At 44.2% G+C, this 23,983-nt stretch carries 21 protein-coding genes; 13 read left to right on the top strand and 8 right to left on the bottom strand.

What is annotated here, in order from left to right:
• Positions 1–80: 80 nt before the first annotated feature.
• The 6 genes from RT422_RS01505 (at position 81) to RT422_RS01480 (ending at position 5,987) form a co-directional block, all read left to right on the top strand.
• On the top strand, positions 81–1,250 hold the full coding sequence (locus RT422_RS01505; protein WP_313421047.1) for a PhoH family protein: 1,170 nt from the start codon (positions 81–83) through the stop codon (positions 1,248–1,250).
• Positions 1,251–1,253: 3 nt separating this feature from the next.
• Positions 1,254–1,880, top strand: coding sequence for an rRNA maturation RNase YbeY (gene ybeY / locus RT422_RS01500; RefSeq protein ID WP_313421045.1), 627 nt, complete (start codon positions 1,254–1,256; stop codon positions 1,878–1,880).
• Between the two features lie 8 nt (positions 1,881–1,888).
• Complete coding sequence (locus tag RT422_RS01495) at positions 1,889–2,983, top strand: asparaginase (protein WP_313421043.1); 1,095 nt, start codon at positions 1,889–1,891, stop codon at positions 2,981–2,983.
• 61 nt (positions 2,984–3,044) lie between these two features.
• Positions 3,045–3,851 (top strand): tRNA pseudouridine(38-40) synthase TruA, encoded by an 807-nt coding sequence (gene truA / locus RT422_RS01490; RefSeq protein ID WP_313421037.1) that lies wholly within the window; start codon positions 3,045–3,047, stop codon positions 3,849–3,851.
• 127 nt (positions 3,852–3,978) lie between these two features.
• A complete protein-coding gene (gene infA / locus RT422_RS01485; protein ID WP_007116282.1) occupies positions 3,979–4,200 on the top strand; it encodes a translation initiation factor IF-1 in 222 nt (73 codons plus the stop codon).
• Positions 4,201–4,445: 245 nt separating this feature from the next.
• A complete protein-coding gene (locus RT422_RS01480; RefSeq protein WP_313421030.1) occupies positions 4,446–5,987 on the top strand; it encodes an outer membrane protein transport protein in 1,542 nt (513 codons plus the stop codon).
• Between the two features lie 135 nt (positions 5,988–6,122).
• On the opposite strand, the gene RT422_RS01475 is transcribed toward RT422_RS01480, so the two are convergent.
• Together RT422_RS01475 and RT422_RS01470 are read right to left on the bottom strand one after the other, a co-directional pair.
• Complete coding sequence (locus RT422_RS01475) at positions 6,123–7,259, bottom strand: energy transducer TonB (protein ID WP_313421026.1); 1,137 nt, start codon at positions 7,257–7,259, stop codon at positions 6,123–6,125.
• A gap of 133 nt (positions 7,260–7,392) precedes the next feature.
• The gene (locus tag RT422_RS01470; protein ID WP_007116285.1) at positions 7,393–7,563 is read right to left on the bottom strand and encodes a DUF2256 domain-containing protein; all 171 of its coding nucleotides are present in this window, start codon (positions 7,561–7,563) and stop codon (positions 7,393–7,395) included.
• A 228-nt stretch (positions 7,564–7,791) separates the two neighbouring features.
• On the opposite strand from RT422_RS01470, the gene RT422_RS01465 reads away from it, so the two are divergent.
• Complete coding sequence (locus RT422_RS01465) at positions 7,792–9,351, top strand: deoxyribodipyrimidine photo-lyase (RefSeq protein WP_313421024.1); 1,560 nt, start codon at positions 7,792–7,794, stop codon at positions 9,349–9,351.
• 134 nt (positions 9,352–9,485) lie between these two features.
• Here RT422_RS01465 and RT422_RS01460 read toward each other — a convergent pair whose 3' ends face one another.
• On the bottom strand, positions 9,486–11,906 hold the full coding sequence (locus RT422_RS01460) for a glucose/quinate/shikimate family membrane-bound PQQ-dependent dehydrogenase (protein WP_313421403.1): 2,421 nt from the start codon (positions 11,904–11,906) through the stop codon (positions 9,486–9,488).
• 577 nt (positions 11,907–12,483) lie between these two features.
• Here RT422_RS01460 and RT422_RS01455 point away from each other — a divergent pair.
• The 4 genes from RT422_RS01455 (at position 12,484) to pncB (ending at position 16,367) form a co-directional block, all read left to right on the top strand.
• The gene (locus RT422_RS01455; RefSeq protein ID WP_313421022.1) at positions 12,484–13,461 is read left to right on the top strand and encodes a DUF1852 domain-containing protein; all 978 of its coding nucleotides are present in this window, start codon (positions 12,484–12,486) and stop codon (positions 13,459–13,461) included.
• Between the two features lie 37 nt (positions 13,462–13,498).
• Positions 13,499–14,554 (top strand): methionine synthase, encoded by a 1,056-nt coding sequence (locus RT422_RS01450; RefSeq protein ID WP_065252438.1) that lies wholly within the window; start codon positions 13,499–13,501, stop codon positions 14,552–14,554.
• A gap of 21 nt (positions 14,555–14,575) precedes the next feature.
• Positions 14,576–15,082, top strand: coding sequence for a flavin reductase (locus RT422_RS01445; RefSeq protein WP_138019048.1), 507 nt, complete (start codon positions 14,576–14,578; stop codon positions 15,080–15,082).
• Between the two features lie 91 nt (positions 15,083–15,173).
• Positions 15,174–16,367: a nicotinate phosphoribosyltransferase gene (gene pncB, locus RT422_RS01440; protein ID WP_313421019.1), complete on the top strand. Its 1,194-nt coding sequence runs from the start codon at positions 15,174–15,176 to the stop codon at positions 16,365–16,367.
• A gap of 103 nt (positions 16,368–16,470) precedes the next feature.
• Here the strand turns inward: pncB and RT422_RS01435 are convergent, their stop codons facing one another.
• Positions 16,471–17,925, bottom strand: a complete 1,455-nt coding sequence (locus RT422_RS01435) for an NAD-dependent succinate-semialdehyde dehydrogenase (RefSeq protein ID WP_313421017.1) — start codon at positions 17,923–17,925, stop codon at positions 16,471–16,473.
• Between the two features lie 346 nt (positions 17,926–18,271).
• A complete protein-coding gene (locus tag RT422_RS01430) occupies positions 18,272–19,216 on the bottom strand; it encodes an alpha/beta hydrolase (RefSeq protein WP_313421015.1) in 945 nt (314 codons plus the stop codon).
• Positions 19,217–19,422: 206 nt separating this feature from the next.
• Between RT422_RS01430 and RT422_RS01425 the strand changes: the two genes are divergently transcribed.
• Both RT422_RS01425 and RT422_RS01420 read left to right on the top strand, forming a co-directional pair.
• Positions 19,423–19,854, top strand: a complete 432-nt coding sequence (locus RT422_RS01425; protein ID WP_065252434.1) for a BLUF domain-containing protein — start codon at positions 19,423–19,425, stop codon at positions 19,852–19,854.
• Positions 19,855–20,014: 160 nt separating this feature from the next.
• On the top strand, positions 20,015–20,590 hold the full coding sequence (locus tag RT422_RS01420; RefSeq protein WP_062334529.1) for a BLUF domain-containing protein: 576 nt from the start codon (positions 20,015–20,017) through the stop codon (positions 20,588–20,590).
• A 158-nt stretch (positions 20,591–20,748) separates the two neighbouring features.
• On the opposite strand, the gene RT422_RS01415 is transcribed toward RT422_RS01420, so the two are convergent.
• The 3 genes from RT422_RS01415 to RT422_RS01405 form a co-directional block, all read right to left on the bottom strand.
• Positions 20,749–21,321: a BLUF domain-containing protein gene (locus RT422_RS01415; protein ID WP_313421011.1), complete on the bottom strand. Its 573-nt coding sequence runs from the start codon at positions 21,319–21,321 to the stop codon at positions 20,749–20,751.
• 252 nt (positions 21,322–21,573) lie between these two features.
• Complete coding sequence (locus RT422_RS01410; RefSeq protein ID WP_313421009.1) at positions 21,574–22,338, bottom strand: hypothetical protein; 765 nt, start codon at positions 22,336–22,338, stop codon at positions 21,574–21,576.
• 107 nt (positions 22,339–22,445) lie between these two features.
• The gene (locus RT422_RS01405; protein WP_409520105.1) at positions 22,446–23,732 is read right to left on the bottom strand and encodes an ammonium transporter; all 1,287 of its coding nucleotides are present in this window, start codon (positions 23,730–23,732) and stop codon (positions 22,446–22,448) included.
• Positions 23,733–23,983: the final 251 nt, after the last annotated feature.

Here is a 23,983-nt window from a genome sequence, read left to right as displayed (position 1 = left end):
TATTGGTTACTGTCACACCCCCATAATCTCTCAACCTTATGATTTATCAAAACTATAAAAACCCATAAAAGGAAGCACTCTTGAGCGATACCATCAGCAGAACGGTCGATTTATCATCTCTAAAAGCCCACCAACTCAAAACCCTATTGGGCGAATACAATAACCACATTAAGTACCTCGAACATCGTCTGTCAGTGCACATTCACCAACGCAAAACCGATTTTGTGATTTCAGGTGAGCTTGATTCAGTCACACGTGCTGAGCGTATTTTGGTACAGCTTGCCGATGAAGCACAAAGCAACGACGTCATCTCGCCAGAAGATTTGCACCTACTCGTGCAAACGAGTTTTAGCCGCGAGCAAGATTTAGCGCTAGAAAATGATGCCGCTAGTGAAAATGGCAGCGAGCGCGCAGATAGTACTGATTTCACCCCAATTAGTTTGAGAACCCGTAAAGGAAAAATCATTCCCCGCGGTTACAACCAACAGCAATATGTCAAAAAAATCTTACTGTCTGATGTTTCGTTTGGCGTAGGGCCTGCAGGGACGGGTAAGACTTACTTGGCGGTGGCTTGTGCGGTGGATATGCTAGAGCGCAATGAGATTGAGCGTATTTTGCTGGTGCGCCCTGCGGTAGAAGCAGGGGAAAAACTGGGCTTTTTACCGGGGGATTTGACCCAAAAAATTGACCCTTATTTACGCCCTCTTTATGACGCTTTATATGAAATGCTAGGGTTTGAAAAAGTGGCAAAACTGATTGAAAAACAAGTCATTGAAGTAGCCCCCCTCGCCTACATGCGCGGTCGTACCTTAAACAATTCGTTTGTGATTTTGGATGAAGCACAAAACACTACTCCTGAGCAGATGAAAATGTTTTTGACCCGTTTGGGTTTTGGCTCGCGGGCGGTCATCACGGGCGATATGTCACAGGTGGACTTACCTCGCGGCACCAAGTCAGGCTTGCGTCATTCGCTAGAAATTCTGGCGGATATTGAAGAGATTCATGTGACACGGTTTGATAGCAAAGATGTGGTACGCCATCAATTGGTTCAAAAAATCGTGCAAGCTTATGATAAATACGATGAAGCGCAAGAAGCGATTAAAGAAGCCAAAAAGCAATCGCGCCTACTCGAACAAAGCCAAGCACAGTCACAAGCCGCAAGCTCGGCTATCGGGGTGACGGATAACAACGCACCGGTTAATAAAGCTGCGATTGATAACGCACCCATTGATATAGGTATTGCGGAGTAGCTTATGTCATCAGCTTTGCCAACCCAAATTGATTTAACAGGTGATTTAGCAGGCGCTTTGCCGCAAGCGCCGCTTGGTCAAGTGCCGATGAGTCAAGTGATAATTAGTTTTGCCGAAGACTTACTTGAACTGCCAACTTTTGGCGAACTTGAAGCCTTGTACCAACAAGACAAGATTGTCGCTATTTTGCAACAAGTTCTGCAGTATTTTGAAACCCATCAAGACACTACTGAGATACCTAGTCAACTGGGTGAATTTATCTTTCAAAAAACCGTTGAATTAGAAATTTATGTCACGGAGCCTGTGGAAGCTCGCGCCATCAATTTGGATGCGCGTGGCAAAGACTACGCCACCAATATTTTATCCTATGCCAGTGAATTGCCTGAAGCTGTGCTAGAATTACTGCCCGCATTGCCGTTAGGTGAACTAGTGATTTGCCATGCGGTGGTGGTCAGTCAAGCCGCTGAGCAAGGCAAGACAGTAGAGCAGCATCTCACCCATTTGCTGGTGCATGGTATGCTGCATTTGCTGGGTTTTGACCATGAACTTGGGCAAGCTGAGCAAGATGAAATGGAAGCGATTGAAATCGCTGTCCTTGATAAGTTATCCATTGCCAACCCTTATGAGTAAAATTTCAATTGAGTAAATCTATCAGCAAATCAGGCATTGGCATCATCTACGCGGGCGGCACTTTTGGAAGTTATGGCAAACCGCTTGCTAGCTTAGATGCCGATATTTTTTTACCTGTGTTATCACAGATATTACAGACCCATTTTGCCACCTACCCAAACCATGCACACGACCCTGTGGATTGGCGGATATTGGATAATGAGGTTATTAAAGACAGTAGCCAGTTAACGCCTGCCGATTTTGCGCATTTTTATCAATTGATTGTAGAAGCCATTGCGCAAGGGCTTCGCCAATTTGTGGTGCTAACAGGCACGGATACGCTCAGCTACCTCGCGGCTTTTTTGGCAGAGTGTTTTGCGGGTAGTCATATCAGTATTGTGGTGACAGGCGCAATGAGACCTTTGCTTGATAGCAATGTGTTAACCGATTACCGCATCGACCCGCAGAGCGATGCCACGCAGAATTTATTTGATGCATGCAAAATAGCCCGTCATGGTGAGCCTGGGGTGCGGGTGTGTTTTTCTGGTGAAGATTGGCCTGCGCAAACGGTGCAAAAAATTCATAGCCATGATTTAATGGCGTTTGTGGGGCACCACCGTGCTGGTTATCCCGCCAATAGCTATACCGCAAAAATCACCCAGGCTCAGCATCAACTGTGGCTAGAAGATCGGTTGAGTCAATTGCCGCAAGTCTTTGACAGCTTGTCCTATGCCAACATTGCCACACTCTATCTGACGCCCGTGGATACGCAGTTGCTCGCCACTCGCTTGGGTAATTTATTGTCTGAAAAACCTGATGCCATCATTATTTTGGCATTTGGTGCAGGCAATGTGCCGTATGCCGAATCCATCAAAAACCAATTATTACAGGCGAAAAAACAAGGCTGTCTGGTTGCAGTGACGACCCAATGCGCGTATGGCGGCGTCAGCCAAGCGTATGAAGCGGGGGCATGGCTGGCTCAATGTGAAGTTTTGATGACGGGACGATTGACCTTACCTGCCATATTTGCGCGTCTGCTTTGGTTGATTGGCAATTATGATACCCCTGCTCGCCGCCGTCAGCGCTGGGCGCATTGTCTAAAAGATACCCACACCGTCGCCTAATAACTGATTAGTTGTTATACTAGGCTTTTTTATCGTATGTTTTGGCAAAATTGGCTTTTTTATGACTGTAAATACTTATGCGATCAGCATCGAATTTATTGGTACTCGCTATCGCGGCTGGCAACGCCAACAAGAAGTTGATAGTATTCAGCAGCATGTTGAAGCAGCGTTATCAAAGATAGCCAATGAACCTATAGAAGTCATCGCTGCGGGTCGTACTGATGCAGGCGTCCATGCGTCAAATATGATAGCCCATTTTCAAACCACTGCCATGCGTCAGCCCTATAATTGGCTGCGTGCCGCAAATTCTCTCCTACCTGATGATATCGCGGTGCGCTGGATACAAGTGATGCCCGCTGAGTTTCATGCGCGCTTTTCTGCCATTGCTCGACGCTACCGCTATATTACCCTCAACCACCCCTTTCGACCTGCGATACTCAATCAGCAAATTACCCATGAATACGCCCCGCTTAATGTCGAACTGATGCAGCAGGCAGCGACCTACCTTGAAGGCACCCATGATTTCACCAGTTTTCGTGCCGCTTCCTGCCAATCTAACCAGCCTGTGCGCCATGTCCATTTTGCCAAATTGATTCCGCATGGTGAACTGTTGGTACTAGATATCCAAGCCGATGGTTTTTTGCATCACATGGTGCGAAATATTATGGGGACGTTATTTGAAATTGGGCGCAGTGAAAAGCCAGTCGAATGGATTGAAGCATTGCTACTTAGCAAAAATCGGTCACTTGCGGCAGCGACGGCCTCTGCCGATGGGCTGTACTTTATCAATGCGCTGTATCCACCCCAATTTCAATCACTGTTACCTGCAACAAGGCTATCCCCTATTTGGCTAAATTTGCCTGAATAAGGGCGCGATGCGTGCAAATCTTTTAGCTGTTTTTTTCAATTGATTGATTTAGGGGTTAAAAGTTGCGATAACACACGCATCAGCGTATAATCTGCATTTATACATTTGACTCATAGATATAGGTATTATGGCAAAAAAAGACGATGTAATTGAATTTGAAGGCGAAGTGGTCGATACTTTACCTAACACTTTATTTAAAGTGCGTTTAGAAAATGGGCATGAAATTATTGCGCATATTTCTGGAAAAATGCGTAAAAACTATATTCGTATCTTAACAGGCGATAAAGTTAAAGTTGAAATGACACCTTACGACTTATCGAAAGGACGTATTACTTACCGCGGTCGATAGTTGTTTAGGCACATATAGTTAGTAAAAAGAGGGTGTTAACTCATTGGGTTAACACCCTCTTTTTTTCGTGACTGCTCAGGTCAATAAATTCTTACAAAAATGTGATTCTATGGTTGTCAATTGTTAAAATTTTGATTATTCTTTGACTGACGAAAGGAAGGTATTACGTCAATTTTAATTTACCGATAAGTTTTTGTTAAATTAGATGTTAGACGTGATGATTAAAATCAAACAGGGAGCTTCACATGTCATTTAAAATTTCTTCTCTTGCGCTAGCTGTTGCTACGCTTTCTACTGTTTCTATCGCAAACGCCGCAGGTCTAGACCGCTCTACCCAACCAAGCTGGGCTTTTACCGAGCAAGGTACTTTTGCCTATGTTGAGCACATTGCTATCGATCCAAAAGTCGAGGGTAAAGATAACGCAAAAGTTGCGACAACTGACGCAAACTTTACCGCTGGTCGCAATGTCCCTGATATGGCAGAGGATTACCAGTTTTTAAATTTTGGGGCAAAAGCCGATGTCAATGACACCATCAGCGTAGGCGCATTTTTTGATCAGCCTTGGGCCGCAGATGTTGAGTTTTCTGGCGATAACAACTTTGTTGGTGCCCCAACTTCTATAGTGAATGGTATCTATGCGCAGGCAGCAGCAGGATTGCAAAATGCAGGTATTGCGCTCCCTGTTACCAATGCGACAGAACTGCAAACCGCTATCTCAACCATCCAAAATCAAGTTACTGCAGGGCAAGCGCGATTAGATGCAGCCAACACCCAATTGACTCAAGCCCAAGCCGCTTTGGCTGCTAACCCTGCATTAGCGCCTGTTTTAACGCCACAAATTACTGCACTTCAACAAGGGATTGCTGCAGGTACTACCCAAGTTGCGGCTGGTACACAAGCAGTTAAGACTTTATCTACCGCACAAGCGGCTTCACAAAATTTATCTAAAGTTACAGGTGCAACCAACGTTTCTGTCAGCAGCCAAAATTTCACAGGACTGTTGGGGGTAAAACTGGGTGAAAAGAAAAACATTCAAATCTATGGTGGTCCTACGATTCAGCGTTTAGAAGGTGATGTCCACTTACGTGGTAACGCTTATAAAACCGCCTCTGGGTATGATGCAAATATTACGCGTGATACGGCTTATGGCTGGATGGCTGGGATTGCTTATTTAAAACCTGAAATTGCCCTCAAAGCCGCGTTAACCTATCGCTCTGAAATCGACCATGATACAACGACGTATGAAAATTTCCCAGCATTAGCTGCTAGAGGATTACCTACTCAAGGCACCAATGAAATTACTATCACCACGCCAAAATCTGTTAACTTAGATTTCCAAACAGGTATCAATCCAACAACCCTTTTAACCGCAAAAGCACGTTGGGTTCCTTGGAGCGATTTTGCAATTAAACCAAAAATTTATAATGCAGCAGCAATAGCTAGTGGAAATGGTGACCTTAATTTGCTTGATTATTCTAAAGACGCTTGGACTGCTGAAGTCGGTCTAGGTAAGAAGCTATCACCACAATTGGCTATTTCGGGCGCTGTGGGTTATGACTCAGGTGCAGGCAATCCCATCACTTCTCTAGGACCTGTGGAAGGTAACTGGAATGTGGGCTTGGGCGCAAAATACAATTTGACGCCTGAATGGGCTGTCTCAGGCGGCGTTAAATACTTAATGTTTGGTGATGCCAAAGCGAAACTACCTGATGGTAGCATTGTTGGCGATTTCCAAGACAATGATGGCTGGGTATACGGTCTACGTTTATCTTACCAAAAGAAATAAGCTAACTTTCAATAATAAGAAAGCCAATCTGTTTATCAGGTTGGCTTTTTTTATGTGTCTAGTTAATCAATTGTTGATACAGTAAGCCATTAATGATTATTACATAGGTGCCGCTTCAACGATATATTGTATGATTTAATTTGCAAGATTGGTCAGTGCTATGGTGAGATTGCCAATGCTTGGTACCGTGACGCCATTGGTTTTTTTTGGGTAAAGTTTGGCTTTTTGCACTTGTTGGCAAATAAATTTATCCACCGCTTGATCACCCGATGTTTGCGTAATCCTGCATTTTTCCACGTCACCTTTGGCATTGACATTAAGTTTTACTTGCAGGCTTGATAGCTGCTTTAGTGTCACAATACGGGATAAATTGGGTGGTAACTGCGTGTTCGGTTTTTTCTGCCAACTTGCCTCCGCATTGCCAAAGGTGATGGGTGTTGCTGGTTTTGCTGACGAATTAATAGCTGGGACATCGGGGATAGCTGAAATAACTGGGCTAACGGGCTGATTTGGCGTTTTTTTTATTTGAGGGCGCATCGAGTCTTTAGATGATTTAGCAGATGATTCAGCACGCTCATCGTGAATTATAGGTTTTAAAGCATATTCAGTATTGGTATAGATTTGCTTGGGAGTAGCTGATTTGATAGTAGCTGAGTTGGGTTGAGTAAGAGATTGGCTAGTGTTTGAACTTATGTTGCGTTCTATTTGCGCCGCTTGCTGTTGTTTATCGTGGGCGTTATTTTCACGCGCGTTCATTAATGGCTCGCTAGGAATAACTTGTGATTTTTTTTGGGGTTGAGTTTGGCTTCGACTTTGACTTTGACTTGTTTTAGATAACGAAGTTGTAAGTTGAATGGCTTTTTTTTGGTTAGTCGAATTATCTATCGTTGGTCTGAGTTCGATTGGCTGGTGGTTATTATCTTTTGCTTGGTCATTTACCAGTTTAGCGGGTGTAGGGTTTGGTGTTGGGAACGGTTTTTCCTGAATATCAGCCGCTTGTGTGTTATCGCTAAGATAAGGTTGTTTGGCAGGGTCTGCATGATGGATAACCACAGGCGGTTGTGAAAGGTGGGTCTGTGAAGGGTGTTGAGGCTTCAACTGGATAAAGCTAATTTCGAGCGGCTGTGTGGTTTGTGGTTTGATTTTTAATGGCATTTGGTACTGAAAAAATAGATATAGCAGCAGCCCATGCAGCGCAGTAACGATGCCAACCACCACTACCCTAATATATAGTTTTGACGATTTGTTATCGGATGATGGGGTAGATAGCATAACAGGGAAATCGCTTGATGCACGCTTGAATGATGGCAGATGACATTGCCATCTTAATATAATTGTGCCATAAATCAAATAGTTAGTTTGCTATTTGATGTTGGGTATACCTGGGGTCAATGAGTTTTTAGCGTTATTTTTTTAATTTGCTGCTACGGCTATTACCTTGACAGCGCTTTGAGCAATAAATGACATTCACCCAATCTTTTTCCCATTTTTTTCGCCAGGTAAATGGACGCTGACACACTGGGCAGATTTTGCTCGGTAAATCAGATTTTTTAACGGTTTTATTAGAATTTTTCATCGTACCTTTCTATAGATTTACTTAATCGCTGGCTATTTAAAGCACGTAAATCTATTATCTATTATCTAGTTTAGTTGACTTTTTATGTGGGTCATTGCACATTTTTGCAACGGGATAACTGGCTTTTACCGTTATGATGGCGCAATAAACCTGAAAAAATGTCTTGGGAAGACAAGCCTTTGTTGACATAATACCCTAACGATAAATTGTTGTATTGGGGTAAAGATAATGAGCAGCACAATGAACTTGATGTGGTTTCGCCAAGATTTGCGCACCTTTGACAATACCGCTTTTGCGGCTTGCTGTGAGCATGCACAGCAAAACCATGCTGGCGTCATCGCCGTGGTTTATTTGACACCCAAGCAATGGCAATCTCACCGCAAATCGCTGTGGCAAATTGACTTGATACTGCGGCAAATCCGCGCACTTGAGCAGAGTTTATCTCAGTTAAATATTGGTATCATCATCAGAGTGGTGGATGATTTTGCCTTGCAGGCGACGGATGTGCTTGAGCTTTGCCAGCAGCTTTCTATAAGCCATGTATTTGCCAATTTGGAGTACCCGGTTAATGAACTTGCCCGCGATCAGTATATCGCCCAGCAGGCGCAGTCATTAGGCATAGTTACCCAATGGTTTGATGATAGTCAAGTGATTGCCCCTCAGCGTATCGTCACCGACAAAGGTATGCCGTACAAAGTCTTTACTCCTTTTTACAAGCGTTGGCTTGCGATGAGTGAAACCGCGGGCTTAACCCTATCGCCCACCCCTGCTGCCATGGCTATAAACACCACACAAGTTGCCAAAGACAGCCGCAATACCAATACCAATACCAATACCAATACCAATGACCATATAACGATTGATGCATTTTATCGCGCTTATCTTACCCCCACCGCTGCGCTTGAGAAACAACTCAATCACGTGGTTAAGTTAGCACAATTGTTATACCCTGCCGGTGAAACGGCTGCCCAATCACGACTGGATGATTTTTTAAAAAAACATATCGCTGATTACAATACCGCCAGAGACGTGCCCGCTTTGAATAATCACTTGGGTGCGACCAGTCGTTTATCACCCTATTTGGCAATCGGTATGCTATCGCCCAGATTATGCTATCTCGAAGCCAGACAAAAGCTGAACAGTCAGCAAGGACTGGGAAGTGAGAAAGACATCATGCGCTGGATTAGCGAGCTGGCTTGGCGCGATTTTTATTATGACGTTATGGTTAACCGTCCAGATATCGTTAAAGGCAAGGCGTTTTTGACCCCACTCGATGAATCTGTGGCTTGGCGTTATGACCTAGCCGACTTTGAAAGCTGGTATCAAGGTAAGACAGGTGTGCCGCTTGTGGATGCAGCGATGCGCTGTCTCAACAGCACAGGTTTTATGCACAATCGGCTGCGTATGGTGGTGGCGATGTATCTGAGCAAAAACCTATTAATCGATTGGCGTTGGGGTGAGGCGTATTTTATGCAGCATTTGGTAGATGGTGATTTTGCCAGTAATAATGGTGGATGGCAATGGTCAGCTTCCGTTGGTACCGATGCCCAGCCTTATTTTCGGGTGATGAATCCATTTAGTCAGGCGGCAACGCATGACCCTGACGCCAGCTATATCCAACACTGGGTGCCCGAGCTTGGAACAGTGCCAGCTAACATCATCAACGATGAGCAAAAACTGCAAACCTACCTAACACAACATCCTCACATCGCCTATCCAACGCTTGACACCCCGACAAAAGTCTCACGGGCAATGGCGATTGAGGCGTTTAAAAAACCAGTTGAGTAATTGCTATCGTTAAGTGTTTTTTAATTGCTGGTATAAATTATGACTAAATACACTGCCCACTTAATCTAGGCTCATAAAAAAACCACGTTAAAATGTTAACGTGGTTTTCTTAAAGCCTCAATAAGCCTCAATGACTAATCGGGTAACGCATAGGCAACCATGTAGTCACCCATCTTGGTGCCAAACGAGCCATGCCCACCTGCCATAATGACCACATACTGTTTGCCATTAATCTCATAGGTCATTGGCGTGGCTTGTCCACCAGCCGGCAAACGTGCTTCCCAGAGTTTATCGCCGTTGCTGACATTAAAGGCACGGATATAATTATCTTGGGTCGCCGCGACAAACATCACATTTCCCGCTGTCGAAATCGAACCACCCAGTCCGGGTACACCGATTTTTAATGGCGGTAACTGCATCAGTTTTGGCAAGCTATCACGGATAGTACCGATACGTTTTTTCCACACGATTTGATGCGTGGTCAAGTCCACCCCTGCCACATAGCCCCAGCCAGGTTGTTTACAAGGTAATCCGACAGGTGATAAGAAAGGTTTGATTTCAACACCATAAGGCGCACCATACATAGGCTGGACGCCTTGCTCAGTGCCTGCGCCTTTTTCTTTTTGTGGACGGTTAGGATCTTGTGGAATCAAAGTACTGACGAAAGGTAACGCTAAAGGATTCATCACCGCGACTTGGCGATCAGGATTGACTGAAATACCGCCCCATTCAAATACCCCTAAATTGCCTGGGAAAACCAAAGTACCGTTTTCTGATGGTGGCGTATAGATACCCTCATAATTGAGTGATTTAAAATACGCACGGCAATATAGTTGGTCAAACATGGTCGCGCCCCACATATCTTTATCCTGCAGCGGATTCGGTGGCGCAAGGTTTAACTCAGAAAATGGCTGAGTGGCAGCGTATTTTTCACCTTTGGTTTGGTTACCGCGTTTGACCGTTTGCGGCACGGCGCGTTCTGTCACCGGTACCACAGGTTTACCAGTACGCCGGTCAAGGACAAACACATTGCCCGTTTTGGTGGTGACATAGACCACAGGCGTTGTTTTACCCGTTTGGTCGGTCAATTCTGCAATGGTTGGCTGCGACGGTACGTCCATATCCCACAAGTCATGATGCGTAGTCTGGAAACTCCACAGCACTTTACCTGTGGTGCCATTGAGCGCAACAACCGAATTGGCAAAACGCTCTTGTAGTCGGTCACGATTACCACCCCAAATATCTGGCGTACCAACACCGACAGGCACATATACGACATCGGCTTGGCTATCATATGCAAGCGGCGCCCATGCATTTGGCGAGTTGTGTACAAATTTTTGCCCAGGTGCTGGGATGGCGTTGGGGTCTTCTGCGCCTGTGTCAAACACCCACATTAATTTACCGGTATTAACATCATAGCCACGGATAACGCCCGAAGGCTCTTTAGTAGAGAGGTTGTCAGTCACAGACCCACCGATGACAATCGTCGTCCCTGTCACTACAGGTGGTGACGTTGGGTTATAGCCACCGGGATAGGGGTATGGCATATCTTGTTGCAGATTGACTTCACCATTGGTACCAAAATCGCTACAACGTTGACCCGTATCGGCATTGACGGCGACTAAGCGACCATCATTGACCGGCAAAATAATTTTACGCGGGCAAAGCGCCGATTGGGTTTGGCGCGCTTGAAAACTGGCAGCATTTTTACTGACATTGGCGTCATCGTGATACGATACCCCACGGCAGGTCAAATGTTGGAAGGTTTTATCTGATTTAAGTTTCGGATCAAACCGCCATTTTTGTTTACCTGTGGCAGGGTCAAGCGCAATCAAAAACTGATGCGCGGTACAAAAATATAAGGTATTGTTGACTTTAAGCGGGGTGACTTGGTTGGTGGTTTCCCCAGAATCATTGGCGGTTTTAAAGTCGCCAGTACGAAACGTCCACGCTTCTTTAAGATTTTTGACATTGCTATCATTGATTTGGGTCAAAGGCGAATAGCGTGTACCTTCAGGCGTACGTCCATAATCGGTCCAATCGCCAGGAGCAATGCCTGCCAGGGGTTTTGGCGTAGGCTGCGCACGGGTGATGGTTCCGTTGATTTCTTGGGGGTCATGAAAAGCGGCATAACCCATCAACGCAAAAATTGATAGAATGACTAAGCCTAAGCCACGTCGAACCGGGGTTAGCCAAGTATGATCAAATAACGTTGCTTGAGGTGTTAATGATAGAGTCGTCTGTTTAATTGCCTGATGAGATTTAACATAACGGGTGATATGTGGCAACCATAGCCAAATCCCCATAAAGGTTAAAATATCCAGTCTAGGTGCGAGTGCCCAAAAATCGCTGCCCACTTCCCACAGCGACCATACCGCTGTTACAACCAATAAGGCAGCAAACAGCCACAGCGCCAATGCAGCGCGTTTTTTAAGTAACACCGCCGTGGCTAATATCCAAAGACCGGCTACCAAGTAGTACCACGAGCCGCCCAAACTAATGAGATAAATCCCGCCAAACAATAATACAAAGCCTATAATGGCAAAAATCGCCATGGTGATATAGGGTGGTTTTACCGTATTGATTGCTGACGAGGGTATATTTTGATGATTGCTTATTGTCATATCACCCTCCTTATTTTCCCGTGATTATAGAGCGGGCTATTCACCCTTTAATGCTACAGACTTGTAGCTTAATGTTGATAATTGGTAAGTTAACCTTTCTGATGAATAATTACTTGTTTTATACCTACAAAATTTATTACTTTGTTGCACAAATTATTTTTTATTTATCAACTTTTATTGAATGTGCAAAACTTCTAACAAAATTAATCTTCGTCAACCTCAAAAAATACACAGCATCACTAGCTTCACTGAATCTATGTTAGGGAATTTTGACATCGCTAATACCAAATCTCAGCGCTGCTAAAAAACGGTTAGATACTCTCTAGCCGTTTTTTATTCAAGGAAAAACCTAAAATGAATAAAATTCATCATTTTTAAATTTTAATTCGTTTTTATTCATCTTCATTTTAGCGTATAACTGTCTTTGTACTTTTAGCAGTGACGATTTTTAGTAATCGTAGGGTGCTAAAAGAAAATTTTTTGCGCGACTGTTACGGAGACTATAGACATGACTTTACCGATTGATTGTCATATCAAAACCATTGCATTTGATGAAAACTACCAACCTGCCAAAGATACTAGGCTGACTACCAACTTTGCCAATCTGGCACGGGGTGAACACCGCCAGCAAAACTTACGCAATACCCTGCAAATGATTAACCATCGATTTAATGACTTGGCACATTGGGACAATGTGACGGGCGACCGCTATCAGGTCGAGCTTGAAATTGTATCTGCCCATCTTGAGATTGTTGGTACGGGATACAGCTTTCCGGCTATTGAGATTTTAAAAACCGTTATCTTTGACACCCAGACCCAGCAGCGAATCGATGGCATTGTGGGGAACAGTTTTTCTTCCTATGTGCGCGATTATGACTTTAGTGTATGGCTGTTGGCGCATAACAAAAACCAGCCATCGTTTAGCGTGCCCGAGCGGTTTGGGGATTTGCATGGCAAGTTGTTTGATTATGTGCTGAACTCGCCTGCCTATCGTGAGCAATTTAACAAACCACCGGTGATTTGTCTCAGTGTATCGACCACTAAGACCTACACCCGAACCGCCAATTGTCATCCGATTTTGGGCACTGAATATGTACAAGACGCGTATTCGCTGACAGATGAGTACTTTAGCAAAATGGGGTTATCGGTGCGTTATTTTATGCCGCCAAAATCAGTAGCACCTTTTGCATTTTATTTTAAAGGTGATTTGCTCAACGACTACACCAACCTTGAGCTTATCAGCGCGATTAGCACGATGGAAACGTTCCAAAAAATCTATCGTCCTGAGATTTATAACGCCAATAGCGTGGCAGGTCAAAGCTATCAGCCGAGTTTAAATCATGAGGATTATTCACTCACCAAAATCGAGTATGACCGTGAAGAACGTAGCCAGCTAGCGATTCAACAAGGTCAATACACAGAAACCCACTTTATCAAACCCTACCAAACCTTATTACAAGAATGGTTAAATTCCCAAGTCGCTTAAGCAGTTTTGCTGACACCCAACAATTAAAGAGAAAACAATGACTACACTTTTTCCAACATCAACGGCAGGTAGCCTGCCTAAACCAAGCTGGCTTGCCGAACCTGAACAACTTTGGTCACCTTGGAAGCTGACAGACAGCGCGCTTGTCCAAGGCAAACAAGACGCGTTATTGGTATCATTGCAGCAGCAATTAGCGGCAGGCATTGATATTGTGAGTGATGGCGAGCAGACCCGCCAACATTTTGTCACCACCTTTATTGAGCATTTAGATGGGGTTGATTTTGCCAATCGTGCTACGGTAAAAATTCGCAATCGCTATGAAGCGAGTGTGCCGACTGTGGTGGGTGCCGTGTCACGTCCTCAATCGGTATTTGCTGAGGACGCCAAGTTTTTACGTCAGCACACGGACAAACCTATCAAATGGGCGCTACCTGGACCCATGACCATGATTGATACCTTAAGTGACCAATACTACGGCAGCCGCGAAAAACTGGCTTGGGAATTTGCTACCCTACTCAACCAAGAAGCCAAAGAACTCGAGGCGGCAGGGGTTGATATTATTCAATTTGATGAGCCTGCCTTTAATGTATTTTTTGATGAAGTTAATGATTGGGGCATTGCGGCACTCGAACGTGCTATCGAAGGGTTGAAATGTGACACTGCCGTCCATATCTGTTATGGTTATGGTATCAAAGCCAATACCGATTGGAAGCAAACCTTGGGCAGTGAATGGCGACAATATGAAGCCATCTTCCCCAAACTACAGCAATCGGCGATTGATATGGTGTCGCTGGAGTGTCAAAATTCGCGCGTACCGATGGAACTTATCGAATTGATTCGTGGCAAAAAAGTGATGGTGGGCGCGATTGATGTGGCGACGCATCAGGTAGAAACGCCTGAACAAGTGGCAGAAACCCTGCATAAAGCCTTGCAATTTGTGGATGCTGAAAATTTGTACCCTTGTACCAATTGCGGGATGGCGCCGCTACCCCGTCATGTGGCACAAGGCAAGTTGTCTGCCTTAGCACAAGGCGCCAAGCTTGTCCGAAATGACTATTTAGCCACGCATCAATTGGACGACCTAATAATTTAAAAAGTACTTTGGAAAGAAACAATGGTTGACGTTACTGATTTTAGAAATGCCATGTCGATGTTATCGGCTGCGGTCAATGTGGTCACTACCGATGGCCCTGCGGGTCGTCATGGCTTTACTGCATCGGCGGTGTGCAGTGTAACCGATACCCCACCGACCTTGCTCGTATGCATGAATACCGCCTCACGCTCGTATGAATATTTCGTGCAAAACAAGGTATTGGCAGTGAATGTGCTGGCCGACCATCATGCACCATTATCCGCGGTTTTTGCATCAAAACTCGAAGCGCAAGCGCGCTTTGAGCATGGCACATGGCATACCTTGATGACCCAATCACCGATTTTGGACAATGCCTTGGCGAGCTTTGATTGCCAAATCGAGCAAATCCAAGAAGTCGGCACACACGGGATTTTTATTTGTCGTATCGAAGCCATACAACAAGGCAAAGACCAGACAGGCTTGGTGTATTTTAACCGTGAATACCATGCCGTCAATAAAATTAAAGTCGAAACGCCCAGCCAACCATAATGCCAAGCACCGAGTCAGATTTTGTACAATTCAAGCGAATTAATGCTAAAGTAGTCACTCATATCGATAGTTACAGAATTTAGGATGAGTGATGGCGATTATTAAGTCTTTGCTGGACACGGATTTATACAAATTTACCATGCTCCAAGTGGTACTACACAAGTTTCCACAGACGCATAGCGTATATGCGTTTCGCTGTCGCAACCTTGAAGACACCGCCTATCCCCTATCAACGCTACTCGATGAAGTCAATAGCGAGCTCGATGCGCTTTGTGAACTGCGGTTTACAGCCGATGAGCTGCAATACCTTCGTGGTCTGCGCTTTATCAAAAGTGACTTTGTTGATTATCTTGAATTATTTCAACTCAAACGTCGTTTTATCAAAGCGACCATTGATACCGAAGGTCGGTTAGACATTCGTATTGAAGGGCCGATGATTCAGGCAATGATGTTTGAAATCTTTGTGTTGGCGATTGTCAATGAACTGTACTTTAGTCGCCTTGACCAGCAATCGGCTTGGCAAGTCGGTGAACAACGGCTAAACGATAAACTGCTACTGCTACAAGACTATCGTCGCCAAATGACGGCTTATGATGTCCCGTTTTTGGTATCAGATTTTGGTACGCGTCGACGTTATAGTGTTGCTTGGCAAGAGAATGTGATTGAGCGGTTGATGGCAGTGCCGGAAATATTTCGCGGTACGAGCAATGTGTATTTTGCCAAACAGTTCGGTATCACCCCGATTGGCACAATGGCACATGAATTTTTACAAGCCTTTCAGGCGCTTGATGTGCGTTTGCGTAATTTCCAAAAAGCGGCACTCGAAGCTTGGGTGCAAGAATATCGGGGTGACTTAGGTATTGCGTTGACAGATGTGGTCGGGATGGATGCCTTTTTACGCGATTTTGACTTGTATTTTGCCAAACTATTTGATGGGCTGCGTCATGACAGTGGCGACCCGTATGAATGGGGCGAAAAAGCCTACGCGCACTACCAGCAACTTAAAATCAACTCAAAAACCAAAATGTTAAATTTTAGCGATGGGCTGACGTTGCAAAAGGCATGGGCGCTGTACTTGCATTTTAACGACCGTTTTCAACTTGGGTTTGGTATCGGGACTCACTTGACCAATGATATGGGGCAAACACCGCTCAACATTGTCCTTAAACTGGTTGAATGTAACGGGCAATCGGTTGCCAAAATATCCGACAGCCCGGGCAAAACCATGACCGACAACGATACCTTTTTGGCATATCTGCGCCAAGTATTTGATATCGCTGAGTAAAATTCCTAAAGCGCTAACTGCAAAAACCAATAAGCTAAATCAGCGCGTTCAATCTCACGCCCAATCATGGCAATGTATGCCATGAATTTGGACGATTGAACTATTATTGCACATCAATACACCAATACTTGGTAGTTACATAGTCTTCAATCCCATACTTTGAGCCTTCACGCCCAAAACCGGATTGTTTGACACCCCCAAATGGTGCAACTTCGGTTGATAACAGCCCGGTGTTTTGGGCGACCATACCATATTCGAGTCCTTCACACACTTTCCACGAGCGCGCAACGCTTTGGGTATAAAAATACGCCGCTAGTCCATAAATCGTGTTATTGGCATGGGCAATCACTTCATCATCGCTATCAAACACAAACACGGGCGCAATCGGACCAAAAATCTCTTGGCTGGCAATGTCCATGTCATCGGTAATTCCCGTGATAACAGTTGGCTCAAAACTTAACGCCGATGCTGCATGTTTTTTACCCCCAGTTACAATTGTCGCGCCTTTGTTGACCGCATCTGCAAGTAACTGCTCGACTTTGTCCAGTGCGCCTTGGTTGATGAGCGGACCGATATTTACACCCTCTGTCATACCATTACCGACTTTTAGTGCTTCGACTTTTTGTTTGAAGATGGCTAAAAATTTGTCTTTGATACTTGATTGCACATAGACGCGGTTTGCACAGACACAGGTTTGTCCGGCATTGCGGTATTTGGAAGCGATAAGACCGGTTGCTGCTTTTTCTAAATCCGCATCATCAAAGACGATAAAGGGGGCGTTGCCACCAAGCTCCATCGAAAGTTTTTTGACGGTGGATGCGCATTGTGACATCAGCACGCGACCAACTTCAGTAGAGCCAGTGAATGACAATTTGTGGATACGTTCATCTTGGGTGAGCACTTCACCAATCACTGAGGATTTACCGGTGACGATTTGTAGCAAGCCTGCAGGTAAGCCTGCTCGTATGGCAAGTTCGCCCAGTGCTAATGCGGTCAAGGGTGTTTCAGTGGCAGGTTTGACAATTATGCTACAGCCAGCAGCTAATGCCGGTGCCACTTTACGGGTAATCATGGCGGCGGGGAAATTCCACGGGGTAATCGCCGCACAGACACCGATGGGTTGTTTTAACACCACGTAGCGTAGGTCTTTGTTGGTGCTAGGGATGATGTCGCCATAGATGCGCTTGCCTTCTTCGGCAAACCAGCGAATAAAGCTATTGGCATAGCCGATTTCACCGCGCGATTCGGTCATTGGCTTGCCTTGCTCGGCTGTCATGATTATTGCCAAATCTTCTTTATTTTGGTCGATTAAATCCGCCCAGTTGTTTAAAATAGCTGCGCGCTCGTTGGCGGTTTTTTGTGCCCAGTCTATTTGCGCTTTGTGGGCGATGGCAACGGCGTCGATGACTTGGGATTTTTCTAGACTCGGTATAGTGGCAATCACTTGGTTGTCAAATGGATTGGTGACATCAATGGTGTCGCCTGTCGTGGCGTCCGTCCATTGGTTGTCAATGAGTGATTGGGTTTTGAGTAAGGTTGGGTCTTTAAGTAGTAGCATCAGGAATTCCTGTTCGTTATGTTGTTATGAGGATATTGAGAACTTTTTTATGATAAGCAAGTCAATGCCGTTTATTATAAGCGCATAGCAGCTGCCTGCAATAGCGTCATTATGTTGCAGCAGCTGTCTAGGCAGTAAAAATTACAGCAAAGATTGGATAGAAAGTTGCATAAATATAATTAATTGCATAAAAATGCAAACCGAGTCGGTTACGTCAACTCGGTTATGATTCTTTCATCGCATTTGAGGCTACTGGCTCAGCAGTGGTATGCCTTTGACTGCATGAGTCTGTAAAAATTGCCGCTGCTTAAAAGTTTTTCTTGGAAATTTTTCTTGGAAATTTTTCTCACTGCGCTGTTGGCAAATGCCGCTGCATAAAATCATTGACCTTGTTAAAGGTGGGATAAAACGACTGTAACGGTGTTGCCAGTCCAATGACGACGCCTGCATGAGTGGCAGGGACTTGTACCCGTTCCACGTTGCCGCCTGCGTGGGTCAGCGCTTTTTGTAGGCTATCAGCATTTTGTGGGTAGACAAGCATATCTTTACTGCCTGTGACCAATAAATGCGGGGGTACATCTTGGCGAATATGATACACAGGCATTACTTGCTGGCGGGTGCTATCAGCTGGAAAGGCGACTTTGGTAGTACCGCTACGAAAATCGTAATCATACGGCCCTGCTAGTCCAATCACGCCTAATATTGCCTTGTTGGGAATGCCGGTTGTTATCCAAAAACGGTTATCATCCACCGCAGATACCACATTAAACGCCCCTGCCGAATGCCCCATGACAAACAGCTGATTAGGATTGCCGCCATATTGGTCAATATTGCGATACACCCACCCCATAGCGCTGGCTGTATCGAGCACATAATCTGGGAATACGTTTGCCGGGGCTAAGCGATAATCTACCACCACTGTGGTGTAGCCCGACTTGGCAAACTGCTTACCGACAAAGCCATAGGTTTGGCGTTTGCCATGTTGCCAGCTGCCCCCGTATACAAATATCAACACAGGGTGACGCTGACCGTCTGCAGGGGTATAAATATCGAGTTTTTGGCGAGTATCTGTGCCATAGGCAATATTTTTGATGGTTTTAATGCCATTTGATACCGTGCTCGTGCTATCAGCTTTTGCGGCGATTGGTGCGTTTTTTGTCGCCATGGCGTGACAGCCTGTTAAACTTAACCCCACAAGGGCTATAACCGCAGCAGCCCCAAGTTTGAATTTATTTGAGCGGACGGTGGCGGATGGCGGGTTTTTTGTAGCGTGGGTCGATAAATTCGGCATAGGTTTCTCTTTTTTAAAGGTTTCTCTTTTTTAAGGTTTTTGCTTTTTTAAATAAGTAAGTTTTTAAGTCAGGACGTTAAATTTGAAATGATTAAATATTTATGTAAGAAAATGGCTTTTTGTTAAGTATAATCGCTTATAAGCGTTAATCAAATGCCCGCTGTAGTTAATTGGTAACAACGGTAACCTTATGTTGGATATCCTTTATGTGTAATGCTATTTATTATTTAACCTACACCAGTAAAATCACCTTACTAGGCGCGATTAATCCGTTTACTTTCAAAACTATCGAGCAGATTTCTAGGCAAAACAATCATGCCCAACACATCACGGGATTTTTGCTATTCAAAAATGGGCATTTTTTTCAATATTTGGAAGGGGATAAGGCATTGGTCACTCAGCTGTACCAAGATTTACTAAAAGATTATCGCCATAAAAATTTAAAAATAATTACCGAGGGTCATCGGGAGCAGCCGCGGTTCAAAAAATGGGACATGTACTGTATTGACATTGATAAGGATGTGAATAATTTATCCATTAGCCGACTATTTCAAGCGTTTACCCCAACCTATTGGCAGTCATCGGAGGTGAACGAGCTAATCACAGATATGCAAACACAGCATCATAAAAATAATTAAATTTTTTACCCTAAAAAAATTTATAAACTTTAATTTATTTTTGTATGAATTAAGGGTTATACTTTAGTTTTAATAAAAGATGCTAAATTAATAATAACATTAAAAATTATTATGCTACACTCAAAGTAACATATAAAGAGTATGGCTGAGGAGTTCTACGATGATGTCTCCCCCTACTTATTACCTGACTTATACCAGTTCGCTTACGTGGTCAGCCGCTTTAAAGCCCAGCACATTTACCCAAATTTATCAAAGTGCCAGAGATAATAATCAAAAAACCGGCATCATGGGTTTTATCCTATTCAAAGATGGTCGCTTTCTGCATTTTATGGAAGGTAGTGAAATGTATATAGCGAATTTGTACCTCGCTATCACCCATGATAAACGCCACCATAAAATTCATCTTATCCATCAAGGTACGACCCATTCTAAACGCTTTAAGCAATGCGATATGCTATGCGTGACACCCAGCATATCCCATACCACCCCAGTGATTAGTAAGCTGTTAGCACAGTTTGAAACCTACCAATGGCAGACCGAACAAGTCGAGCAATTACTCAATGAGATGGTCGCATTCTATGAGCGCGATGCGGCTGATATTGCGCCCTACCAAGTCAAAGCGGAAAGCTACATCGGCGCCATCATCAAACACCATGTCAAAAAACACCTTTTTTTCATGTTCACCATCATCACGGTTCCATGGTTGGTGATATTTATGTTGTTAATTGACCTGTAAATTTTTGCCAATCTGATGGCGAAAAGGCTAACCATTAAACGCTTACGCAAGCGCAAGATAGCGACGCGGTTTAAGCTCAATTGTTTCGACGTCTTTATTAAGTGTTTGGTAATCGTCACTTTCGGCTTATACCCTATCGCGTTAATCAATGTTTGCTTTTAATGGTTGCTTTTTAAGAACAATAAACTGATGAAAAACATACCTAATATCAGCAGTTGAATGATTAAATATTTTTTATTCTGCCGCATAAAGCGGCGATAAACCACCGAGAAAAAACTGCCTGTTTGGGGTGTCATGCCAAGCAAATGGTTTTTTGCCATTAGTGACATCACTTCATGTACGTGAGCTTTGTTCCAATGATAAATATCAAAGTCGTACACCATATCTGGAAGATTAAGCAGTTCAAGGGTTTGGGTTTTTTCATCCATGTTATAACAATTCATCAGCCATTGCTGATAATAGCGTTTTTCTAGCTGTCCCTGGTCTAACACCACCATCTCTTTATGTCGTCGGTCTTGCTTTATGGTGTTAAATAATTGTTCACATACCGCTTTTTGACCTTCAATATACTGCAAAAATTTGCCATCCTTAAACAATAAAAACCCCGTAATATGATGGTGTTGATTGTTGGACTGGGCTTGCTCGCGAATATCAGTGAATAAATTGTGGTCAAAAATTTGGGTCAAATTTATTTTACTGGCGTAAACATAATACTGAATTTGATGATTCATGACATTTTCCGAAAATTTGTGAGGGAAGCCAGTTGCAATAAATTTTCATCGGTTAAAAAAAACTTAATCTTATGACACCTAGAATTGGTCTCATAAAATTAAGCTACAATACAGTATCAAGCGCAGTGCTAAACTCTCTAAAATGGACCTGGAAATAAAATGAACTGGGAACTTGCCATTCAGCATCTTTAGGTCTGCATAAAAATTGTACTATGATACTGTCAATCCGTAGTATTTTATATAAATGGCATTCTACATAAATTTTTCAACCAAAGATACGTCAAACTTGGCTTTGGTAATCTTGTTTGCCTGCGCCAAAGCAATATCTGCATCAGTAGGTCCCGCCCATTGACACGCTTGCTGATAAAATAACGATAAGATAGTTCTAAACCCTGCTGTATCCGCATCGGTCAAGGACATTGTCAACGCACTTTGTTTGTCCCCACCAAAAAACTGATCAAAAAAGTGAATCATGGTTAAGGTTAAAGCCTGATTGGTTTCTGCCTTGCGAGCTAATAGCCCAAAACCACGAGATTTTGATGAATTATGATGCTGATGAATCGTCTGCCTGACACTGTCTAAAATTTGGCTGCCCAATAATGGTGAAAATTGCGCCATAAAACTATCAATCAGTAACTCAAAGGCGGCTATTTGGCTAGATGTTTGACTAAATATTGGGCTAGATACTGCGTCAGGTTTTTGGTTAGCGATAGCTATTTGACTAGGTGATGGGTGAATTACTGGACTATTTTGCCCCAAATCAGGGATATCATGGGTCATCGGTTGGGGGTTGGCTGCACCCATTTGATAATCACTCAGCGCTTTCATCAAACTTCGACGGATATTTGAGCGATATTCTTTGGTTGCGTTGTCTTGCGTAATTTCATGGACAAAACGCTGGATTTGGTAAGGCGTAATATCGGCATAATCTTTATGAAAGATGTCCATGGCTTTACGTATATCAGCATCTTTTAAAAACGGTGTTAACGCAGATTTGATAGTAGCTTCTTTGTTCATGACGGTGCCAAATATTTAAAGTTAATAAAATTACAATTGACGCAAATGACTGTATTGGGTCGGGCACCTGTGATGACGGAGCATACAGGCACCGCAAAAATTTAAAACTAGTGCCGCTCAGCTAGCGTTTGCTGACTAAATAAGCTATCTTGGAATTCAGGGTAAGCCCCTTCAGCATGTTCGGTAAAGTCAAGCCCGCGTTGCTCATGCTGTGCAAGTACGCGAAGACCGATGGTTTTTTCTATCACAAAATACACCACCATACCCAGTCCAAACGACCAGACAAACATTGCCCCGATGCCCATCAGCTGGACGATGATACGATGGGTGCTGAATAAATCACCTTCATAAAACAGCCCTGCAGCCAGCGTACCCCACACACCGCCGCCCACATGCACGGCAACGGCATACACCGCATCATCCATTTGAACATTATCCAATAACCGCTTCACCGCCAAATACGCCAAACATGCACCACCACCGGTAACAATCGCAAACACAGGCGACATGGTCGCACAGCCTGCGGTAATGGCGACCAACCCTGCAAGGCTGATATTGACCGTATCACTCAATAAAATCGCTTTACGCATCACCCCTGAAATCAGCAGATAAGCCGTCACCGCACTCACCCCTGCTAGGTGGGTATTTAGCATAATTTTGCCCAAATTGCCTGAGCTGGTCAGTGTAGAACCTGCGTTAAATCCAAACCACGCTAACCATAGGATAAAGCCGCCCAAGGTGACAAGCGTGAGATTATGACCGGCAATCAAACGCGGCGTGCCATCAGGGGCAAAGCGACCAATACGCGGTCCAAGGACGATAATACCCGCGAGCGCTAGCCACCCACCGACAGAGTGCACCACTGAAGAGCCGGCAAAATCAATAAATCCAAGCTGGGCAAGCCAGCCTTGACCGCCATAATAACCACCCCATGCCCAACTTGCTACGACTGGATAAATCAGTCCGCAAGTCATCAACGTACCAATCAGATACCCTGAAAATTTAATGCGCTCCGCCATCGCACCACTGGCAATGGTGGCGGCGGTGGAAGCAAACATCATCTGAAAAAACAAATGTGCCCATTGCATATTGCTAAGCTGCTCTGGTAAAAACTCGCTTTGACCCACGTAACCTGTGGGGTTGTTGCCTGCCATCAAGCCATAGCCCAAGATATAAAAAATTAATCCACCAATCGCCATATCGGTGTAGTTTTTCATCAACACATTCACGGTATTTTTACTACGCACTGAACCGGATTCAATGAGCGCAAAGCCCGCCTGCATAAAGAACACCAGCAAACCGCCAATAACCACCCACATCACGTTTTGGTAGTCATAAAGCTGCTCATTGGTGGGCGTCGCAGCGTACACCGAGGAATGCTGATAAAAAACCATCACGGATAATAGCCATTTATAGGCTTTATTAAACCGTTTACTGGTATGCCGTTGAACCGTATTGTTTAACTTTCTCATGAAACTTTTGCCCCTATGCCCTTATGCCCTTATGCCCTTATGCCCTTGTGCCCTCGATAAAAAATTATCGCTCAATCATTAATTCAGTTTTGCCAAGACAGCGAATGCAAATTATGTACCAAATAAGAAAATAATTAAAAAATAGCGGGTTTTGACAACGCATAAAAAAGCGC

It is taken from the genome of Moraxella sp. CTOTU49803, assembly GCF_032097965.1.
In the GTDB taxonomy this organism is placed as follows: Bacteria; Pseudomonadota; Gammaproteobacteria; order Pseudomonadales; family Moraxellaceae; genus Faucicola; species Faucicola tetraodonis.
The sequence above is the reverse complement of the archived record's forward strand: the minus strand, read 5'-3'. Positions and strand labels throughout refer to the sequence as shown.